Below are 14,763 nucleotides of genomic sequence, written 5' to 3'. Positions count from 1 at the left end.
TGCAGCGGCTCTTTTACTTTTCTTTTAACATCGCGAACATGTCACGGGCCATTGCTTCTAAAATATACACAACTGGCGTCTGTGTGGTGATATTGGCTCTGTGTACCCGCTCATCTGTGACGTAGTAGGCAATATTTAAATCTGAAATGCGCGAAATCGTGCAGTGCTGGTTATTCGTAATACTAATGATTGTGCTGCCTTCCCTTTTTAACTTTGAAATATGATCGATCGTAATACTGTTCTCCCCTGATACAGACAGCACAATTGTGACACTATTGTCTAAATACTGCATATTCATAGGGAAAAATGGATCATTGATGTAAAAGGAAAATTTCTCAAGACTTGAAAAGTACCTCGCCCCATACTGCGCCAAAATGCCAGAACTGCCAGTCCCGATAAACAGCACATTTTTTGCCTCAGCAATGAGTTTCGCTGCCTCCTTAATTTTCCCCTCAAAGTCTCCCTTTAATGTTCGTTCAATAAATTCATATAGAAAGTGCTGTGTGCTTTTTAAAGAAGGTGTCTGCTCTGATTCTAAATACATTTTGAGCTTCACTTTAAACTCTGAAAAGCCTTCACAATTTACTTTTCGGCAAAAACGAAGGACAGACGAGGTGGAAATATGTGCAGCATCTGCAAGGTCTCGAATTCTCATGTACACGACCTTTTCACTGTTTTCCATGATATATCGGTATAAAGCGCTTTCTAGTTCATTAAAGCTGGAAATGACCTCACTTGAAAACATCTGACTTCCCCTTTCTCCAACAACATGTCACATCGTGTTTCTTTTATGTAACAAATCTCTAAATAGGGCACCCTTGCCTAAAGACACTGAAGTCATTTACGCATGAGATGCTCTCACGATAAGCTATAGATGTACAAAATAAAAAAGACTTTTCTCTATTATAACATTGCGCGTTACATTATTCGGAGGTGCAGAGCATGGCAAAAGGATTAAAGGTTGTCACAATTGGCGGAGGATCAAGCTATACACCAGAGCTTGTCGAAGGATTCATTAAACGATACGATGAATTTCCGATTAGCGAGCTTTGGCTCGTTGATATTGAAGCGGGAAAAGAAAAGCTTGAGATCGTCGGAAATCTTGCAAAACGCATGGTCAAAAAAGCAGGACTTCCAATCGAGGTTCATTTAACATTAGATCGCAGAAAAGCGCTTGTAGATGCTGATTTTGTTACAACACAATTCCGTGTCGGACTTCTTGAAGCACGTATGAAGGATGAACGCATTCCTTTAAAATATGATGTCATTGGTCAAGAAACAAATGGTCCAGGGGGTCTATTCAAAGGACTTCGCACCATTCCTGTCATTCTTGATATTGTCAAAGATATTGAAGAGCTTTGCCCGAATGCATGGCTTGTGAATTTCACAAATCCAGCTGGTATGGTCACTGAAGCCGTACTTCGTTATTCAAACCATCGAAAAGTCGTTGGCTTATGCAACGTGCCAATCGGCATTCGCATGGGAATCGCCAAAGGGCTTGATGTCGACGCAAGCAGAGTCGAAGTCAGCTTTGCTGGATTAAACCATATGGTCTTTGGACTCAATGTATTCTTAGACGGCAAAAGCATCATGGATCAAGTGATCGAAGACATGGCGGATCCAAACTCCAGCATGTCGATGAACAACATTCAAGCGATTCCGTGGGATGCTGATTTCTTAAAAGGGCTTGGCGTCATTCCTTGTCCGTATCACCGTTACTACTACAAAACAAGTGATATGCTGGCTGAGGAAAAGAAAGCAGCAGCAAACGAAGGAACTCGTGCAGAAGTCGTTCGCGCATTAGAAAATGATCTGTTCGAGCTTTACAAAGACCCTGATCTAGACATCAAGCCGCCACAGCTTGAAAAACGAGGCGGTGCCTACTACAGTGATGCAGCTTGTAACTTAATTGCATCCATTTATAACGATAAGCATGACATTCAGCCTGTCAACACGATTAACAATGGCGCCATCAGTGACATTCCAAATGATTCTGCCGTTGAACTCAACTGCGTTATCACAAAAGACGGTCCTAAACCAATCGCTGTTGGTGAAATGCCGGTCGCTGTCAAAGGACTTATTTCTCAAATTAAATCCTTTGAACGTGTAGCTGCTGAAGCAGCTGTGACAGGCGATTACAACACTGCCCTTGTCGCAATGACCATCAACCCGCTTGTCCCATCAGATGCTGTTGCAAAAAGCATCCTAGATGAAATGCTAGAAGCACACAAAGAATATTTGCCACAGTTTTTTAATAAAGTAGAAGCATAAAAAGATCTTGATTTTAGCCCTTTGTCTTCTTTTCAGCGTGATAGAAAACCTTTGCAGTCTAGGAAGGACGAGTACCGGAGCGGAGCGAATTTGACATTCGTGAGCACCGGCACGCAGAACTGACACCGAATGCGAGGGTTTGTCTACACGCTGACCGCACTTGTCGAAAGTGCGGTTTTTCTTATTTCGCTGCAAACAGCCGATCCATCTGTGGGCGATCATAATCTAATAGCCAGTGCTGTAAGCCTTCATAGACTGGGCGTAGACGCTCAGCATCTGCTGCAATGAGATCACAGCCTCGATCATCGTATAAGTGAAAAATCATTTTTTTCGAGACATTCATTAGGTAAATTTCATATCTAAGCTTCCCCTTCAAGATTTGATTCGGCGCATAAAAGTCCTCCTGGCAGATCGCATGGAGAAGCGGACGCAATCGAATGTCTTGCAGCTGGCATTTGAGTGTAAATCTCTCTAATGTCAGTGAATCTTCTATTTCTGGACGTACATAAGTCAAAAGCTCGTGGCGCAATCTGTTCCTTACTTGCCGATGCACATATTTTTGATAGACAAGGAGCTTTCGCTTCGTTAATTCATGTTCATGATCTTTATACACATCCGTCACAAGCAGCATCTCGTCTTCTGGATCAAAAGCATATTTCACAATCTCTAAAGCACGATCTCCCGCTTTTTCTAATACAATCGATTCTTTTCCTAATGACCAATCTGCCAATTCAAACCGAAGCCCAATAGGCCACTCATAAAAAAGAGGCGGCGTGAGGAGAAGGTCAGGAAAATGACTTTTTAAAAATCTATTCGTTTGATCGCTCATCTCAATTCCTTCCATTGATTTTATTTCTTATTTTACCGTTGAAACATACAGGAAAACAATTGGAAATTAACTGTCATTTCTTATATGATAGAAAGAGATGGAGGTGTGACCAATTGAAAAAATGGTTTTTACAGGTGTTCCTCACCGCATTGATCACGATGTGGATACAGACTGGACTTGATCAGGCGAACATCATTCATATCACCAATGTATGGGTCGATGCCAGCAGCTGGATCCTGATCTTCTTTGTCATCTACGCACTTTTTGAATGGACAGCTCACGTCTTAGCAAAACAGAAAACCGCTCATCGCTGAACATCTCTTTTCATAGAGATGTTTTTTCTTGAAACTCTTCTTGCACAAGTTCATGAATGACACCCATTCCTGCCTGGCTTCCAGCTGCTGCTGCGAGAACTAACTGAGCAGGACCGCCTAGATTATCACCACATGCAAAGACACCACTGACGGTTGTACGTCCAAGAATATCTGTTTCAATCCCCGCATTCTTCGTCATTTGACAGCCCAGCTTTTCGGCAAATGGCGCTGACTGCTTGAATTCACTTGCGACAAAACCGCCTTCCCTTTTCACTGTCTCCCCATTTGCAAGCTGGAGAGAGCGCAGCTCACCATTGTCATGATCAATCGATACAATAGGCACATCAATGACTTGAATAGAATGCGCCGTCAGAAGTGACTTGTCCTCTTCAGCCAACACGTGCCCATTCGTAAACACGATCAAATCCTTTGTCCAATTGGATAGAAGCTTAGCCATATGCAAGGCTCGCTGATTCTCTGCAATGAGGGCAAGTGCTTTGTCCTTTAATTCCCATCCATCACAGAAAGGGCAGCTAAACAACGTTTTTCCATACACATCATGAATTCCTTCAATCTCTGGCAATATATCCTGAAGTCCAGTTGCCAAGATGATTTTTTTCGCTTCGAATGTATCCCCTTTGTGTGTCAGTAACGTAAAGAATTCCTCTCGCTTTTGTATATCATTAATTCTACTTCGTTTGATTTGGATATTAGGGTATTTTTGAAGATCTGCCTCTCCGGCTTGTCTGATTTCAAACGGTGTCATTCCATCGTTTGTAATAAATCCATGTGATTCCTGAGTCACTCGATTTCTTGGCAGCTCGTCATCAAATACAATGACCTGCTTTCTGCCCCTACCCACAACAAGTGCTGCATTTAATCCGGCTGGCCCGCCTCCGATAATGGCGCAATCTAATAACATATCAATCTCTCCTTTATATTCAAGACTTTAAAGACTCTTAATATCTATAATTAGTTCAAAAAAATCACATCTTGAAAAATGGATTTTTTTCTGTCTGCTCAATTTGGTTCGCAATATCAATTAACCGTTTTTGACTTAATGTCTCCTGCATTTTCGTTTCCACATCCTGCATGACTTGTTCAATCAAACAGCCATCATGAGGCATGAAGGAGTCATGCTCTAAAGAGCAGCGAAATAAATTCGTTTGTCCTTCTACAGCCTGAATGACATCTAAAAACGAAATGTCTTCCTTTCGTTTGATAAGGGTGTATCCTCCCTTTGCACCAGGTGTTGATTCAATCAATCCCGCCTTCACAAGCTTTGTTAAAATTTTGGATAAATAGGTTGGTGAAAGATCTTGCATCTTAGCAAGTGGCTCAACGCCAATCGCTTTACCCTTTGGCGCAAGAGTTAAAAACACCATCGTATGCAGCGCATAGTTGGTCGCTTTAGAATATTTCATAAGGAAGCTCCTTTCTATCTATTATAGACCTTTTATATCTGTAATTGATCATAGATGATTCAAGAGAAAAAAGCAAGTACTGTGGATCTGCTCCTCTTTTCATTCCACATTTCACATTTCCTTCCGATAATAGAAGTAAGCACGGAATAAAGTTTTGATTGAAAACGAGAAGGAGTGAAGAATAATGTCAGATCAACAGCACAATGCAGCACACGAAGAAGAAGAGGAATTTAACGTATACGACATGCTTCCGCCCGCAGGTACAATCATCGGAGAAGCAACAGAAGAAGAAATGGAAGCCGCAGCAGCACTTGAAGTGAGACATGTCGCGTTCATGCGCCTTCAAGATATGTACATTCAATTTGACGGCTCGTCTTACAAAGACTTATTAAAAGACTTCCAAGAATTCGAATTGGATTCCACAAAATTCTGGAGAGCCATCGCTAGACGTCTTCAAATTCCATACGAATGGCCAATCCGAATCGACCACGCAAACGGCCCTATTTATATTGGTGAAACTGAGGATAGCCGTGAGGTTGAGGAAAGTGCGGAGTAAGGAATGGTGGCCCCCTTTTGGTAAGGGGGCTTTTTGTCTCCATCACAATAAATAAGCAATATGAGCGCTGTCACGCCCATATTGCTTATTCTCCTGTTATGTTAGCTCTGGCCAAAATGCTTGATTTGCCACAATTAAGTCGTCTAAAATATCTTTTGCTACTTTTGCACTCGGCACCGTTTTCGATAATGTGATGGCCTGCCATAATTTTTGATAGGACCCTTCTTCAAATGCTTCTACTACTAATTTTTCTACGCCAACTTGCTGCTCCATGAGACTTTTTTGAAATCTAGGAATTTCTCCAACTACTAATTTTTCTGGACCATTGCTGCCAACGATACAAGGAATTTCGACCATTGCTGTTGGGTCAAAGTTTCTAATGGCGCCATTGTTCTCTACAATCATCAGCATCCGTTCTTTTTTATTAAAAGCAATGGCTCTTGCCAAATCAACGATATAGGAAGCGTGCTCATCAATGGTCAGCTTTGTTTCCTTTGCAGTTCCTTTATCAATGATGGCCTGACACTCACTAAAAACAAAAGCTTCCCGTCCCTCCATGACTTCATTGGCACGTGTGAATTCTATATTGGAATGTGCTACTTCTTCATCTGGAAATAGATAGTATTTCAAATACGTATTAGGGACCGTTTTTGGATCAAGCGCTTGAATATCTTTGGCCTTTTTTAATGTGCTGTTCCAGCTCTTCTGCTGTTCTAGTTCAGATGTTCCATCTGTTGCATAACCATGCTGGCTTACATGCTTAATCACCTCAGGCATTAAGCTATTTCCTGATTTATCTCGAATATCTGTCCACCAGCCAAAGTGATTCAAACCATAGTAATCTACTTCTAGTTCTTTCCGTGAAGATAAGCCTAAATTCTTTGCAATTAATTCTTCGATGCCAATTGGCATATCACATATGTTTAAAATCTTAGAATTCGGTCTTAGCTTACGTGTTGCCTCAGCTACTATCGCTGCAGGGTTCGAATAGTTTAACATCCAAGCTTCAGGTGAGTATTTTTCCATATAATCGACAAGTTCTAATACACCTGGAATAGAACGCATTCCGTAAGCTATCCCGCCTGGACCGCATGTTTCCTGTCCGACGACTCCATGCTTCAATGGAATTTTCTCATCTAATTCACGCATTGCATATTTTCCGACACGAATATGTGCCATCACAAAATCGACTTGAGTAAACGCTTCTTCTGGGTCCGTGCTTGCCAGTAATTGCACTTCTGGTGCTCGTTCTTTTAACATAATCTCACATGCATCTGCAATCGTCTTTTGTCTATTTTCATCATTATCATAGAGTTTAATTGTATGAATTGGGAACTCCTCTAAATAGTCTAACAGCATCAAAATGATTCCCGGTGTAAATGTACTTCCGCCTCCAGCGATGGTAATATTAAATCTTTTCATGATATCCAGCTCCTTTTTCAATCTAATGAAAGTTTAGTCTCAAAGGACTCTCTTACTTGCGGTACACTTAAGCCAACAATGATTTGAATGCTTTGACCACTCTTAGCCATGCCGTGTGCCAGTTTATTTTCTGTAAAGTAGTCCCTATCTTTCACCAAGCTAGGGTCAATCACTGTAATACGCAGTCGTGTGGCACAGTTTGTCACATCTTTAATGTTTTCTTTACCGCCAAGGCCTTCTAAGAAATAAACGGCTTTTTCTTCATACTCTGATGCATAAACGGGTGATTCCTTTTTGTCATGAGCTTTTTTATGACTCTCATAATCTTGTTTTGTATATAGTCTCGTCTCCTCCTCATCTTTTCGTCCTGGTAATGGAATATCAAATTTCACAATCATCCATCTAAATATGACAAAATACAATGCAGTAAAGAGAAGTCCAATCATCGCTTGGATCAGATAAATCCCTCCATGATTTGAGGAGAGCGGAATCCAGTTCAATGCAGCTATTTCAATCAGCCCGGAACCCATCATTCCGACAACACCAAACATATTCATGATTGTCACCATGGTCGCTCCAAGAAGTGCATGTATGACAAATAAATAAGGCGCGAGAAATAGAAACGTAAATTCAAGCGGTTCTGTAATTCCCGCAAATATGGCTGTCAATGTGGCGGGTAATACCAAAGCCAAAACCTTTTTTCTATTTTCCTTCGGTGTAGAAAAATACATGGCTAGAGCTATCCCTAAACAGCCGAACATCTTAATGTTCCCATGTAATAAAAATCCGTATGGATAAAGATCCTTCAAATCGGAAGTTGAGGACGCAAATTCATTTAAGTGAGCAATCCAATATGGTTTTAACCCTCCATTTACAGCCGCTGGACCAAACTCAAAAGGTGTATAAATAAAATGGTGAAGTCCTGTTGGAATTAACACCCTTTCCAAGAAATGAAACAGCCAGACACCAATATAACCAGACTGTGCCATGAACCCTTGGAGAGATTGAATCCCCTGCTGAACATAGGGCCATACAAAAGCAACGATAAAAGCAATAGGAATCATCACAAAGAATCCGATGATGACAACAAATACAAGCCCCTGGAAAATCCCAAGCATTTCAGGCAGCTTTTGATCATAAAAACGATTATGGATCCAAATGACAATTCCAGATATCATCACCGCACCAATGATACTTGTATCCAGCGTAGGTATACCCGCAATTTCTTTTACTCCCGCTACATTCTCAACACCTTGCGATAAATCAACACCAAAAGTAGACGGCCAAAGTGTCAAAATAGCATGAATATAATTGTTAAATACGAGATAAATCATCAAAGCTGCGAGCGTCGCACGGGCTTGCGCTTTTTTTGCAAGTGAGATGGGCAATCCAATCACAAAGGCTAATTCCATATGATTGAAAATCGTCCATCCTCCGCTTTCAATCAGTGTCCAAACCTTATACCACATCGTACCTTCTGCAGCCATTTCCCCCATAATCGCTGGATTCTTACATAAAGTCGCGAGGCCGACAACAATACCAAAAAACGCGAATAAAAGTACAGGAACTACCATAGCACTGCCAAACCGCTTGATTGCATTCATAAGCATTACCCCTTTGCTTGATCCATAACACCACTGTAAAGGTAGCGCTTACAAAAACCAATAGGTTTGACGTATTTAGAAATCAAGTTGTAACATTAGATTATATTTTCATAGGAAGAAAATATTTTCATGTTGGAGGGCACATCGCATGATACTGGACAAGCTGGTTAATGAATACTTCGAAGATTTAAATAAGAATGACCTGCACATTATTAAAACGATCCATGATCATCTTGAAGAAATGAAGACAATGAAAATTCAGGACCTTGCCCGTTATGCTCATACTTCCATTTCATCCATCCATCGGCTTGCCAAGAAAATAGGGTTCGACGGCTACAGTGACTTAAAGTCTTATGTGAAATTAAATGCTTTCACTGAAGAGACAACACAAGATTTAATGCAGCTGCTTGATCAAGATATCCGGCAGACAAGAAAATATATGGAGCAGCTGGACTTTCATCAATTAAATCAACTGATAGATCGCGCACCGTATATTTATATTTATGGTACAGGAACTGCACAGCTCGATTTGGCCAATGATGTACAGCGGCAGCTATGGTCACTGCATAAAAAATCTCAAGTATTACGAAGCAAGCGGGACTTAACAGATGGAATCATTGAATTTGGTGAGGATGACCTTTTATTTATCATTTCTTTATCGGGTGAATCGAAGAATTTAGATGAAATCATTCAATTGGTGAAAACGAGACATATCAAATTTATCAGCATGACCACATTGAGGAATAACCTCCTTGCACAAAATGCCATGTTTAACATCTATGTAAGCAGCACCCCGTTTCACTTATATAACAAAGTGGACAACTCCAGCTTTCTGCCATTTTACATTGTGGCAGATATTATCGTCAGAAAATATAGTGAGTGGAAAGTGAACCAATTGAATAATAGGACTTAAACATAACAGTTTTGGAGTGAAATGGTGGAAAGAATCCATATTGCTTCACAAAAAAAGAGAGACTCTTTTGTCTCTCTCAAAAAACACTGTATAACAGCGGATTTAATGAAATATATCTACTTGCGGCTGTCTTTTCCTATTCAGCAGTATAATGCCCAGCAAGCAGTTCATCAAACGAATCTGCTAATTTGAAATCCGTCTCATATTCTAGATCAAAGTAATGAACCGGCGGATGTTCCTTTGTTTCTCTGTAATCCAATGCAATCCACGTATGACCATCCCCACAAATGAGCACAAGTCCCTCAGGCAATTCCCATTCTTCTATTAAATAATCACTATCCATAATGCCTTCATTCTTGGCAATTCCTCTTAAATGATCAAATGACACATGATCCTCTGCCCATCCATTCGGCTGGTCCGTGGGAAAAGCGTTATGCAGGGTATACCCGCCATTTTGTTCGAGTATCAGTTTTTTATATGTATCCGGCAAGATGACGCCTAGCTTCTTTTCCGCTTTTGCAATGCCTTCCTCATTTATTTTCTTAAATGTTTCATCGCTTTCACTGTCTTTATCCCAAAATGGTTTCAAATGAAATACCTCCAATTGTTATTTCTATCTCATTTTACCATTTAAGAGAACTAGTTTAATAGTCCTATTTAATAAAAAAGAGAAGGGTTCGCCCCCTCCTCTTGTTGGTCATGATTGTTCTTGATTTCTCGCTTCAAATTCATCCAGCATGGCACGCACTTCATCTGTTGATGATGTATTCATTAATTGATTTCTCAAGAAACTCGCTCCTCTGAATCCTTTTACATAAATCTTAAAGAAACGGTGCAGTGCCTTGAATGGACGCAAACCTAGTGATGAGTATTGATCATGGAGATCAAGATGTAACCTTAAAAGACCAAGCAGTTCATCACTTGTATGCTCCTTCGGCTCTTTTTCAAAAGCAAATGGGTTATGGAAAATCCCACGCCCAATCATCACGCCATCTACTCCATACTGTTCAGCGAGCTTTAAGCCTGTTTGACGATCAGGAATATCACCATTGATTGTCAAAAGCGTATCAGGTGCTACTTCATCACGAAGTTTTTTGATTTCAGGAATGAGCTCCCAATGCGCATCCACCTGGCTCATTTCCTTTCTTGTACGAAGATGGATCGATAAATTCACAATATCTTGCTCCAAAATGTGTCTAAGCCATCCGCGCCATTCATCGACCTCAGTAAAACCAAGTCTTGTTTTCACGCTGACAGGTAATCCCCCAGCTTTTGCCGCTTGAATCAGCTCTGCGGCAACGTCTGGGCGAAGAATCAAGCCACTGCCCTTCCCATTTTGTGTGACATTTGGGACAGGACAGCCCATATTAATATCAAGCCCCTGAAATCCCAACTCAGCCATTCCAATGCTCATCTGTCTAAAGTTCTCAGGCTTGTCTCCCCAAATATGAGCAACAATCGGCTGTTCATCCTCTGTAAACGTTAAACGCCCCTTCACACTTTGAATGCCATCAGGATGGCAATAGCTCTCACTATTCGTAAACTCTGTAAAAAACACATCAGGTCTCGCCGCCTCACTCACAACATGACGAAACACAACATCTGTCACTTCTTCCATTGGTGCTAATATAAAAAATGGCCGCGGTAAATCACGCCAGAAATTTTTACTCATCTTTCATCCAATTCCTCTCATGACATAGCGCCTAAAGGGCATGTCCTTCTATAAAGTCTTTCAGCAATTTTTATCATTATATACTTTAATATGAACCGGGCAAAATTGCAAAAAAGGGCATTTGGTAATGAATTGTGGGGGGAAAATATTGATTCCACTTCCAAATATCATTTTTTAGTGCCGATTGAACATACAAAAATAAAAACACCCCAATATCGATGTTTTTCACGAAATCGGGATGTCTCAATACATTACTAATTAATCACAAGACTTGCTACACATTCCACATGTGACGTATGCGGAAACATATCCACAGGCTGCACTTCCTCCGTCACATACCCGCCATCTTCAAGAATGCGCAAATCACGAGCAAGCGTCCCTGGGTTACAGGAGACGTAAACAACACGGTTTGGTTTCATTTTTAAAATCGTGTCAAGCAGTGCTTCGTCGCAGCCTTTTCTTGGCGGATCGACGACGAGGGTGTCTGCTTTGATGCCTTCTTTGTACCAGTTTGGGATGACGGTTTCTGCTTCGCCGACTGCGAATTCAACATTATTGATTCCGTTTAAGGCAGCGTTGCGTTTTGCATCTTCAATTGCTTCTGGGACAATTTCAACGCCATATACTCTGCCTGCTTTTTGTGCGAGAAATAAGGAAATCGTACCGATTCCGCAGTAGGCATCGATAACAGTTTCTTCGCCTTTCAGCTCGGCATATTCAAGCGCTTTGTCATAAAGCACCTTTGTTTGGGCTGGGTTCACTTGATAAAACGAGCGGGCTGAAATGGCAAATTTGATGTCGCCAATCGTGTCATAAATGTATTCTTCGCCCCATAAAATGGTTGTTTCGTCTCCGAAAATGACATTTGTTTTCTTTGAATTCACGTTTTGTACAATTGACCGAACATGTGGGAAGCGTGCTATAATCTGCTCAATCACCTGCTGCTTTTGCGGAAAATCAGCCGTTCTAGTAACAAACACAACCATCATTTCACCTGTTGCAATACCGTAGCGAACCATCACATGACGCAGCCAGCCTTTGTGCCGCTCTTCGTTATACGCTTTGATGCCAAACGCATTGCATATGTCTTTTACGGCCTGTACCACTTCGTCGTTTTCTGACTGCTGAATCAAACATTTTTCCATATCAATGATTTCATGGGTACGCTGTTGATAAAATCCTGCAACAAGTCCGCCTTCGCGTTCGCCAACTGGCACTTGCGCTTTGTTTCGGTAATTCCAAGGGTCTTCCATGCCGAGTACAGGATGAACTTTTACACGGCTCATATCAAGCTTGCCGATCCGCTCTAAAACGTCCTTTACTTGTTTCTGTTTAAATAGCAGCTGGCCTTCATAGCTCATATGCTGAATTTGACAGCCGCCGCACTGCTTGTAAATGGGACATGGCGCATCTTGCCTGTGCTGACTTTCCTTTGTCAGCTCCATGAGTCGTCCAAAAGCAAATCCTTTTTTGACTCGTGTGACTTTGATTTGCCCTTGTTCGTCAGGAAGGGCATTTGGTACAAAGACAGGGAATCCTTCAATTTTTGCTACACCTGCACCTTCATGCGTTAAGTCTTCGAAGGTTACATTGTAGTATTCATTCTTTTCAACAGGCGGTTTCATTTTCACCAATTTTATCACCTCATTTGCAAAGAAAAACTTGGCCGCCATAAGGAACCAAGTTCAGTCTTCACCCTATTTTTTCAGCTGTTTCTTTTGGCACAATAAATTCAATATGGCGATACAGGTTTTCAAATTCACCTGGCAGCATGCCGCCGTATTCACCATCTAAATTCAATTGCATTTTATCTTTTACATCTACCTTCACGCGATTCGCTTTTGCGTAGATGACATTGTTATCATGAATATGCTCGCCTCTGAGAGCAAGGCTGACCACTCGAATGGCTTCTGCTAGATTGACCTTCTTTAGAATAATCAGGTCAAACATCCCATCATCTAAAATGGAATCTGGCGCTAGTTTTTCAAAGCCGCCTACTGAGTTTGTGAGTGAAACAAGGAACAGCATGATTTCTCCATGAAACAATTTGCCGTCATATTCAATTTCGACTTCTGTCGGGCGGATTGAAGGAAGCATCTCCATGCCTTTTAAATAATAAGCAAGCTGTCCAAGCATGGTCTTCAGTTTACTAGGCACCTCATAGGTGAGCTCTGTTAACCGGCCGCCGCCAGCAATATTAATAAAATAATGGCCATTGACTTTACCGATATCAAGCGGCTTCGCTACACCCTCAATAATGGCATCTGTCGCTTTCAAAACACCTTCTCGTGGAATTCCAAGTGCTCTTGCGAAATCATTTGTCGTTCCAACTGGAATAATTCCTAGTTTTGGTCTTTTTTCAAGCGGTGCTAGTCCGTTGACGACTTCATTGATCGTGCCGTCTCCACCTGCTGCTACAATTAAATCAAAATCTCTCTGTGCGGCTTTTTCTGCTGCTTGCGTGGCATCTCCTGCACATGTCGTCGCATGACAAGAAGTTTCATAGCCAGCTTGTTCAAATTTTTGCAAAACCTGCGGTAAATTCTTCTTGAAGAGTTCACGCCCAGATGTCGGATTGTATATAATTCGAGCACGTTTCATTCATCATCATCCTATATTCATTATGCAATCTATTTTCACCACTAACAACCTTTAATTATACTATGAGATTTGAAAATGGCAACAAAACAACCACCTAATTTGTGAAATCTCCTACCACATTTCCCGCAGCAAGAAAGCATTCTGATAAGATAAAAGAAAACGCTGTAAAGGATGATATGCGATGAAAAAGCCTGTCTATTTTAATCATGACGGCGGTGTTGATGACCTCGTCTCTTTATTTCTTCTCCTTCAAATGGAACATCTGAAAGTCATCGGAATGTCTGTGATTCCTGCTGATTGTTATTTAGAGCCTGCGCTCAGTGCATCTCAAAAAATCATTGATCGATTCAGCCCTTATGAAATTGAAGTCGCTGCTTCAACTTCTAGAGGCGTCAATCCATTTCCGAAGGAGTGGCGTATGCATGCTTTTTATGTAGATGCTCTGCCAATTTTAAATGAAAAAGGTACTGTTGATACTAAAGTGTCCAAGCTGCCAGCACACCTTCATCTGATTGAAACGGTTAAGAAGGCAAAAGAACCTGTCACCCTGCTCTTTACTGGTCCGCTCACAGATCTTGCACGCGCTTTAGAAGAAGATCCTTCAATCTCTAACAAAATTGAGAAATTGGTGTGGATGGGCGGCACGTTCCTTGAAAAAGGCAATGTTGAAGAACCCGAGCATGACGGGACAGCAGAATGGAATGCATTTTGGGATCCTTATGCTGTGAGCACTGTCTTTCAGGAACCGTTTCCTATTGAAATGGTCGCACTTGAAAGTACAAATCAAGTCCCGCTTACACTTGATGTACGTCAGCGCTGGGCTTCTCTTCGTTCTCATATTGGAATAGATTTTATCGGACAGTGCTACGCCTTTTGTCCGCCGCTCATTCATCATGAAACCAATTCGACGTATTACTTATGGGACGTGCTGACAACAATTACTCTTGCTTCTACATCATTATCATTTACCCGTTCAAAAGAAGTGAATGCGATCGTTTATACCGAGACGCCAAAGCAAGGACGGACAGAAGAACATCCAGATGGAAAATCAATTCAAGTGATTGACCATGTCGATCGTGATGCCTTTTTCCACGCATTTGAAGAACTAATGAGAAAAGCTGTTTGCCAGATTTCAAAATAAAAAAAGCCCCGCCAAT

14 protein-coding genes and 1 pseudogene are annotated in these 14,763 nt (G+C 41.3%); 5 read left to right on the top strand and 10 right to left on the bottom strand.

Features of this window, described 5'->3' with window-relative positions; all coding sequences use genetic code 11:
* Window positions 1-13: 13 nt before the first annotated feature.
* Window positions 14-745, bottom strand: coding sequence for a MurR/RpiR family transcriptional regulator (locus NSQ72_RS03445; RefSeq protein ID WP_039177027.1), 732 nt, complete (start codon window positions 743-745; stop codon window positions 14-16).
* Between the two features lie 197 nt (window positions 746-942).
* On the opposite strand from NSQ72_RS03445, the gene NSQ72_RS03440 reads away from it, so the two are divergent.
* Complete coding sequence (locus tag NSQ72_RS03440) at window positions 943-2,271, top strand: 6-phospho-beta-glucosidase (RefSeq protein ID WP_039177025.1); 1,329 nt, start codon at window positions 943-945, stop codon at window positions 2,269-2,271.
* Window positions 2,272-2,452: 181 nt separating this feature from the next.
* On the opposite strand, the gene NSQ72_RS03435 is transcribed toward NSQ72_RS03440, so the two are convergent.
* Window positions 2,453-3,100: a DUF3885 domain-containing protein gene (locus NSQ72_RS03435; RefSeq protein ID WP_341083285.1), complete on the bottom strand. Its 648-nt coding sequence runs from the start codon at window positions 3,098-3,100 to the stop codon at window positions 2,453-2,455.
* A 113-nt stretch (window positions 3,101-3,213) separates the two neighbouring features.
* On the opposite strand from NSQ72_RS03435, the gene NSQ72_RS03430 reads away from it, so the two are divergent.
* Window positions 3,214-3,414 (top strand): hypothetical protein, encoded by a 201-nt coding sequence (locus NSQ72_RS03430; RefSeq protein ID WP_064497696.1) that lies wholly within the window; start codon window positions 3,214-3,216, stop codon window positions 3,412-3,414.
* A 10-nt stretch (window positions 3,415-3,424) separates the two neighbouring features.
* Here NSQ72_RS03430 and NSQ72_RS03425 read toward each other — a convergent pair whose 3' ends face one another.
* Together NSQ72_RS03425 and NSQ72_RS03420 are read right to left on the bottom strand one after the other, a co-directional pair.
* A complete protein-coding gene (locus NSQ72_RS03425; protein WP_341083282.1) occupies window positions 3,425-4,336 on the bottom strand; it encodes an NAD(P)/FAD-dependent oxidoreductase in 912 nt (303 codons plus the stop codon).
* A 64-nt stretch (window positions 4,337-4,400) separates the two neighbouring features.
* Complete coding sequence (locus NSQ72_RS03420) at window positions 4,401-4,838, bottom strand: Rrf2 family transcriptional regulator (RefSeq protein WP_107164025.1); 438 nt, start codon at window positions 4,836-4,838, stop codon at window positions 4,401-4,403.
* 184 nt (window positions 4,839-5,022) lie between these two features.
* On the opposite strand from NSQ72_RS03420, the gene NSQ72_RS03415 reads away from it, so the two are divergent.
* Window positions 5,023-5,394 (top strand): hypothetical protein, encoded by a 372-nt coding sequence (locus NSQ72_RS03415; RefSeq protein WP_039177014.1) that lies wholly within the window; start codon window positions 5,023-5,025, stop codon window positions 5,392-5,394.
* Window positions 5,395-5,490: 96 nt separating this feature from the next.
* On the opposite strand, the gene NSQ72_RS03410 is transcribed toward NSQ72_RS03415, so the two are convergent.
* Both NSQ72_RS03410 and NSQ72_RS03405 read right to left on the bottom strand, forming a co-directional pair.
* Entirely contained in the window at window positions 5,491-6,816 is a 1,326-nt protein-coding gene (locus NSQ72_RS03410) for a 6-phospho-alpha-glucosidase (RefSeq protein ID WP_341083279.1), read from the bottom strand.
* Window positions 6,817-6,833: 17 nt separating this feature from the next.
* A complete protein-coding gene (locus NSQ72_RS03405) occupies window positions 6,834-8,420 on the bottom strand; it encodes an alpha-glucoside-specific PTS transporter subunit IIBC (RefSeq protein WP_048239978.1) in 1,587 nt (528 codons plus the stop codon).
* 148 nt (window positions 8,421-8,568) lie between these two features.
* Here NSQ72_RS03405 and NSQ72_RS03400 point away from each other — a divergent pair, with 148 nt between their 5' ends.
* Window positions 8,569-9,333 carry a MurR/RpiR family transcriptional regulator gene (locus NSQ72_RS03400; RefSeq protein WP_059376692.1) on the top strand — a complete coding sequence of 255 codons (765 nt, stop codon included), beginning with the start codon at window positions 8,569-8,571 and terminating at the stop codon, window positions 9,331-9,333.
* A gap of 139 nt (window positions 9,334-9,472) precedes the next feature.
* Here the strand turns inward: NSQ72_RS03400 and NSQ72_RS03395 are convergent.
* From NSQ72_RS03395 to NSQ72_RS03380, 4 genes and pseudogenes are all read right to left on the bottom strand, one after another.
* Window positions 9,473-9,922, bottom strand: a pseudogene (locus tag NSQ72_RS03395) (SMI1/KNR4 family protein); the annotation flags it as partial.
* A 108-nt stretch (window positions 9,923-10,030) separates the two neighbouring features.
* Window positions 10,031-11,005 carry a tRNA dihydrouridine synthase gene (locus NSQ72_RS03390; RefSeq protein WP_017366774.1) on the bottom strand — a complete coding sequence of 325 codons (975 nt, stop codon included), beginning with the start codon at window positions 11,003-11,005 and terminating at the stop codon, window positions 10,031-10,033.
* A 254-nt stretch (window positions 11,006-11,259) separates the two neighbouring features.
* Window positions 11,260-12,636, bottom strand: a complete 1,377-nt coding sequence (rlmD, locus tag NSQ72_RS03385; protein ID WP_341083277.1) for a 23S rRNA (uracil(1939)-C(5))-methyltransferase RlmD — start codon at window positions 12,634-12,636, stop codon at window positions 11,260-11,262.
* Between the two features lie 61 nt (window positions 12,637-12,697).
* A complete protein-coding gene (locus tag NSQ72_RS03380) occupies window positions 12,698-13,606 on the bottom strand; it encodes a diacylglycerol kinase (protein WP_039177003.1) in 909 nt (302 codons plus the stop codon).
* A 181-nt stretch (window positions 13,607-13,787) separates the two neighbouring features.
* Between NSQ72_RS03380 and NSQ72_RS03375 the strand changes: the two genes are divergently transcribed.
* A complete protein-coding gene (locus NSQ72_RS03375) occupies window positions 13,788-14,747 on the top strand; it encodes a nucleoside hydrolase (RefSeq protein ID WP_048239985.1) in 960 nt (319 codons plus the stop codon).
* Window positions 14,748-14,763 lie beyond the last annotated feature (16 nt).

Origin of the sequence: Bacillus sp. FSL R5-0659 (genome assembly GCF_038008785.1) — a bacterium.
GTDB lineage: Bacteria > Bacillota > Bacilli > Bacillales > Bacillaceae > Bacillus > Bacillus safensis.
Note: the sequence above shows the minus strand (reverse complement) of the source record. Positions and strands in the feature narration are given on the sequence as shown.

Excerpts from the sequence above, each read along its gene's own strand:
- NSQ72_RS03435 (WP_341083285.1), bottom strand. The coding sequence starts at position 3,100 with ATGAGCGATCAAACGAATAGATTTTTAAAAAGTCATTTTCCTGACCTT.
- NSQ72_RS03425 (WP_341083282.1), bottom strand. The coding sequence starts at position 4,336 with ATGTTATTAGATTGCGCCATTATCGGAGGCGGGCCAGCCGGATTAAAT.
- NSQ72_RS03400 (WP_059376692.1), top strand. The coding sequence starts at position 8,569 with ATGATACTGGACAAGCTGGTTAATGAATACTTCGAAGATTTAAATAAG.
- NSQ72_RS03405 (WP_048239978.1), bottom strand. The coding sequence starts at position 8,420 with ATGAATGCAATCAAGCGGTTTGGCAGTGCTATGGTAGTTCCTGTACTT.
- NSQ72_RS03420 (WP_107164025.1), bottom strand. The coding sequence starts at position 4,838 with ATGAAATATTCTAAAGCGACCAACTATGCGCTGCATACGATGGTGTTT.
- NSQ72_RS03440 (WP_039177025.1), top strand. The coding sequence starts at position 943 with ATGGCAAAAGGATTAAAGGTTGTCACAATTGGCGGAGGATCAAGCTAT.
- NSQ72_RS03410 (WP_341083279.1), bottom strand. The coding sequence starts at position 6,816 with ATGAAAAGATTTAATATTACCATCGCTGGAGGCGGAAGTACATTTACA.
- NSQ72_RS03415 (WP_039177014.1), top strand. The coding sequence starts at position 5,023 with ATGTCAGATCAACAGCACAATGCAGCACACGAAGAAGAAGAGGAATTT.
- NSQ72_RS03375 (WP_048239985.1), top strand. The coding sequence starts at position 13,788 with ATGAAAAAGCCTGTCTATTTTAATCATGACGGCGGTGTTGATGACCTC.
- NSQ72_RS03390 (WP_017366774.1), bottom strand. The coding sequence starts at position 11,005 with ATGAGTAAAAATTTCTGGCGTGATTTACCGCGGCCATTTTTTATATTA.
- NSQ72_RS03380 (WP_039177003.1), bottom strand. The coding sequence starts at position 13,606 with ATGAAACGTGCTCGAATTATATACAATCCGACATCTGGGCGTGAACTC.
- NSQ72_RS03445 (WP_039177027.1), bottom strand. The coding sequence starts at position 745 with ATGTTTTCAAGTGAGGTCATTTCCAGCTTTAATGAACTAGAAAGCGCT.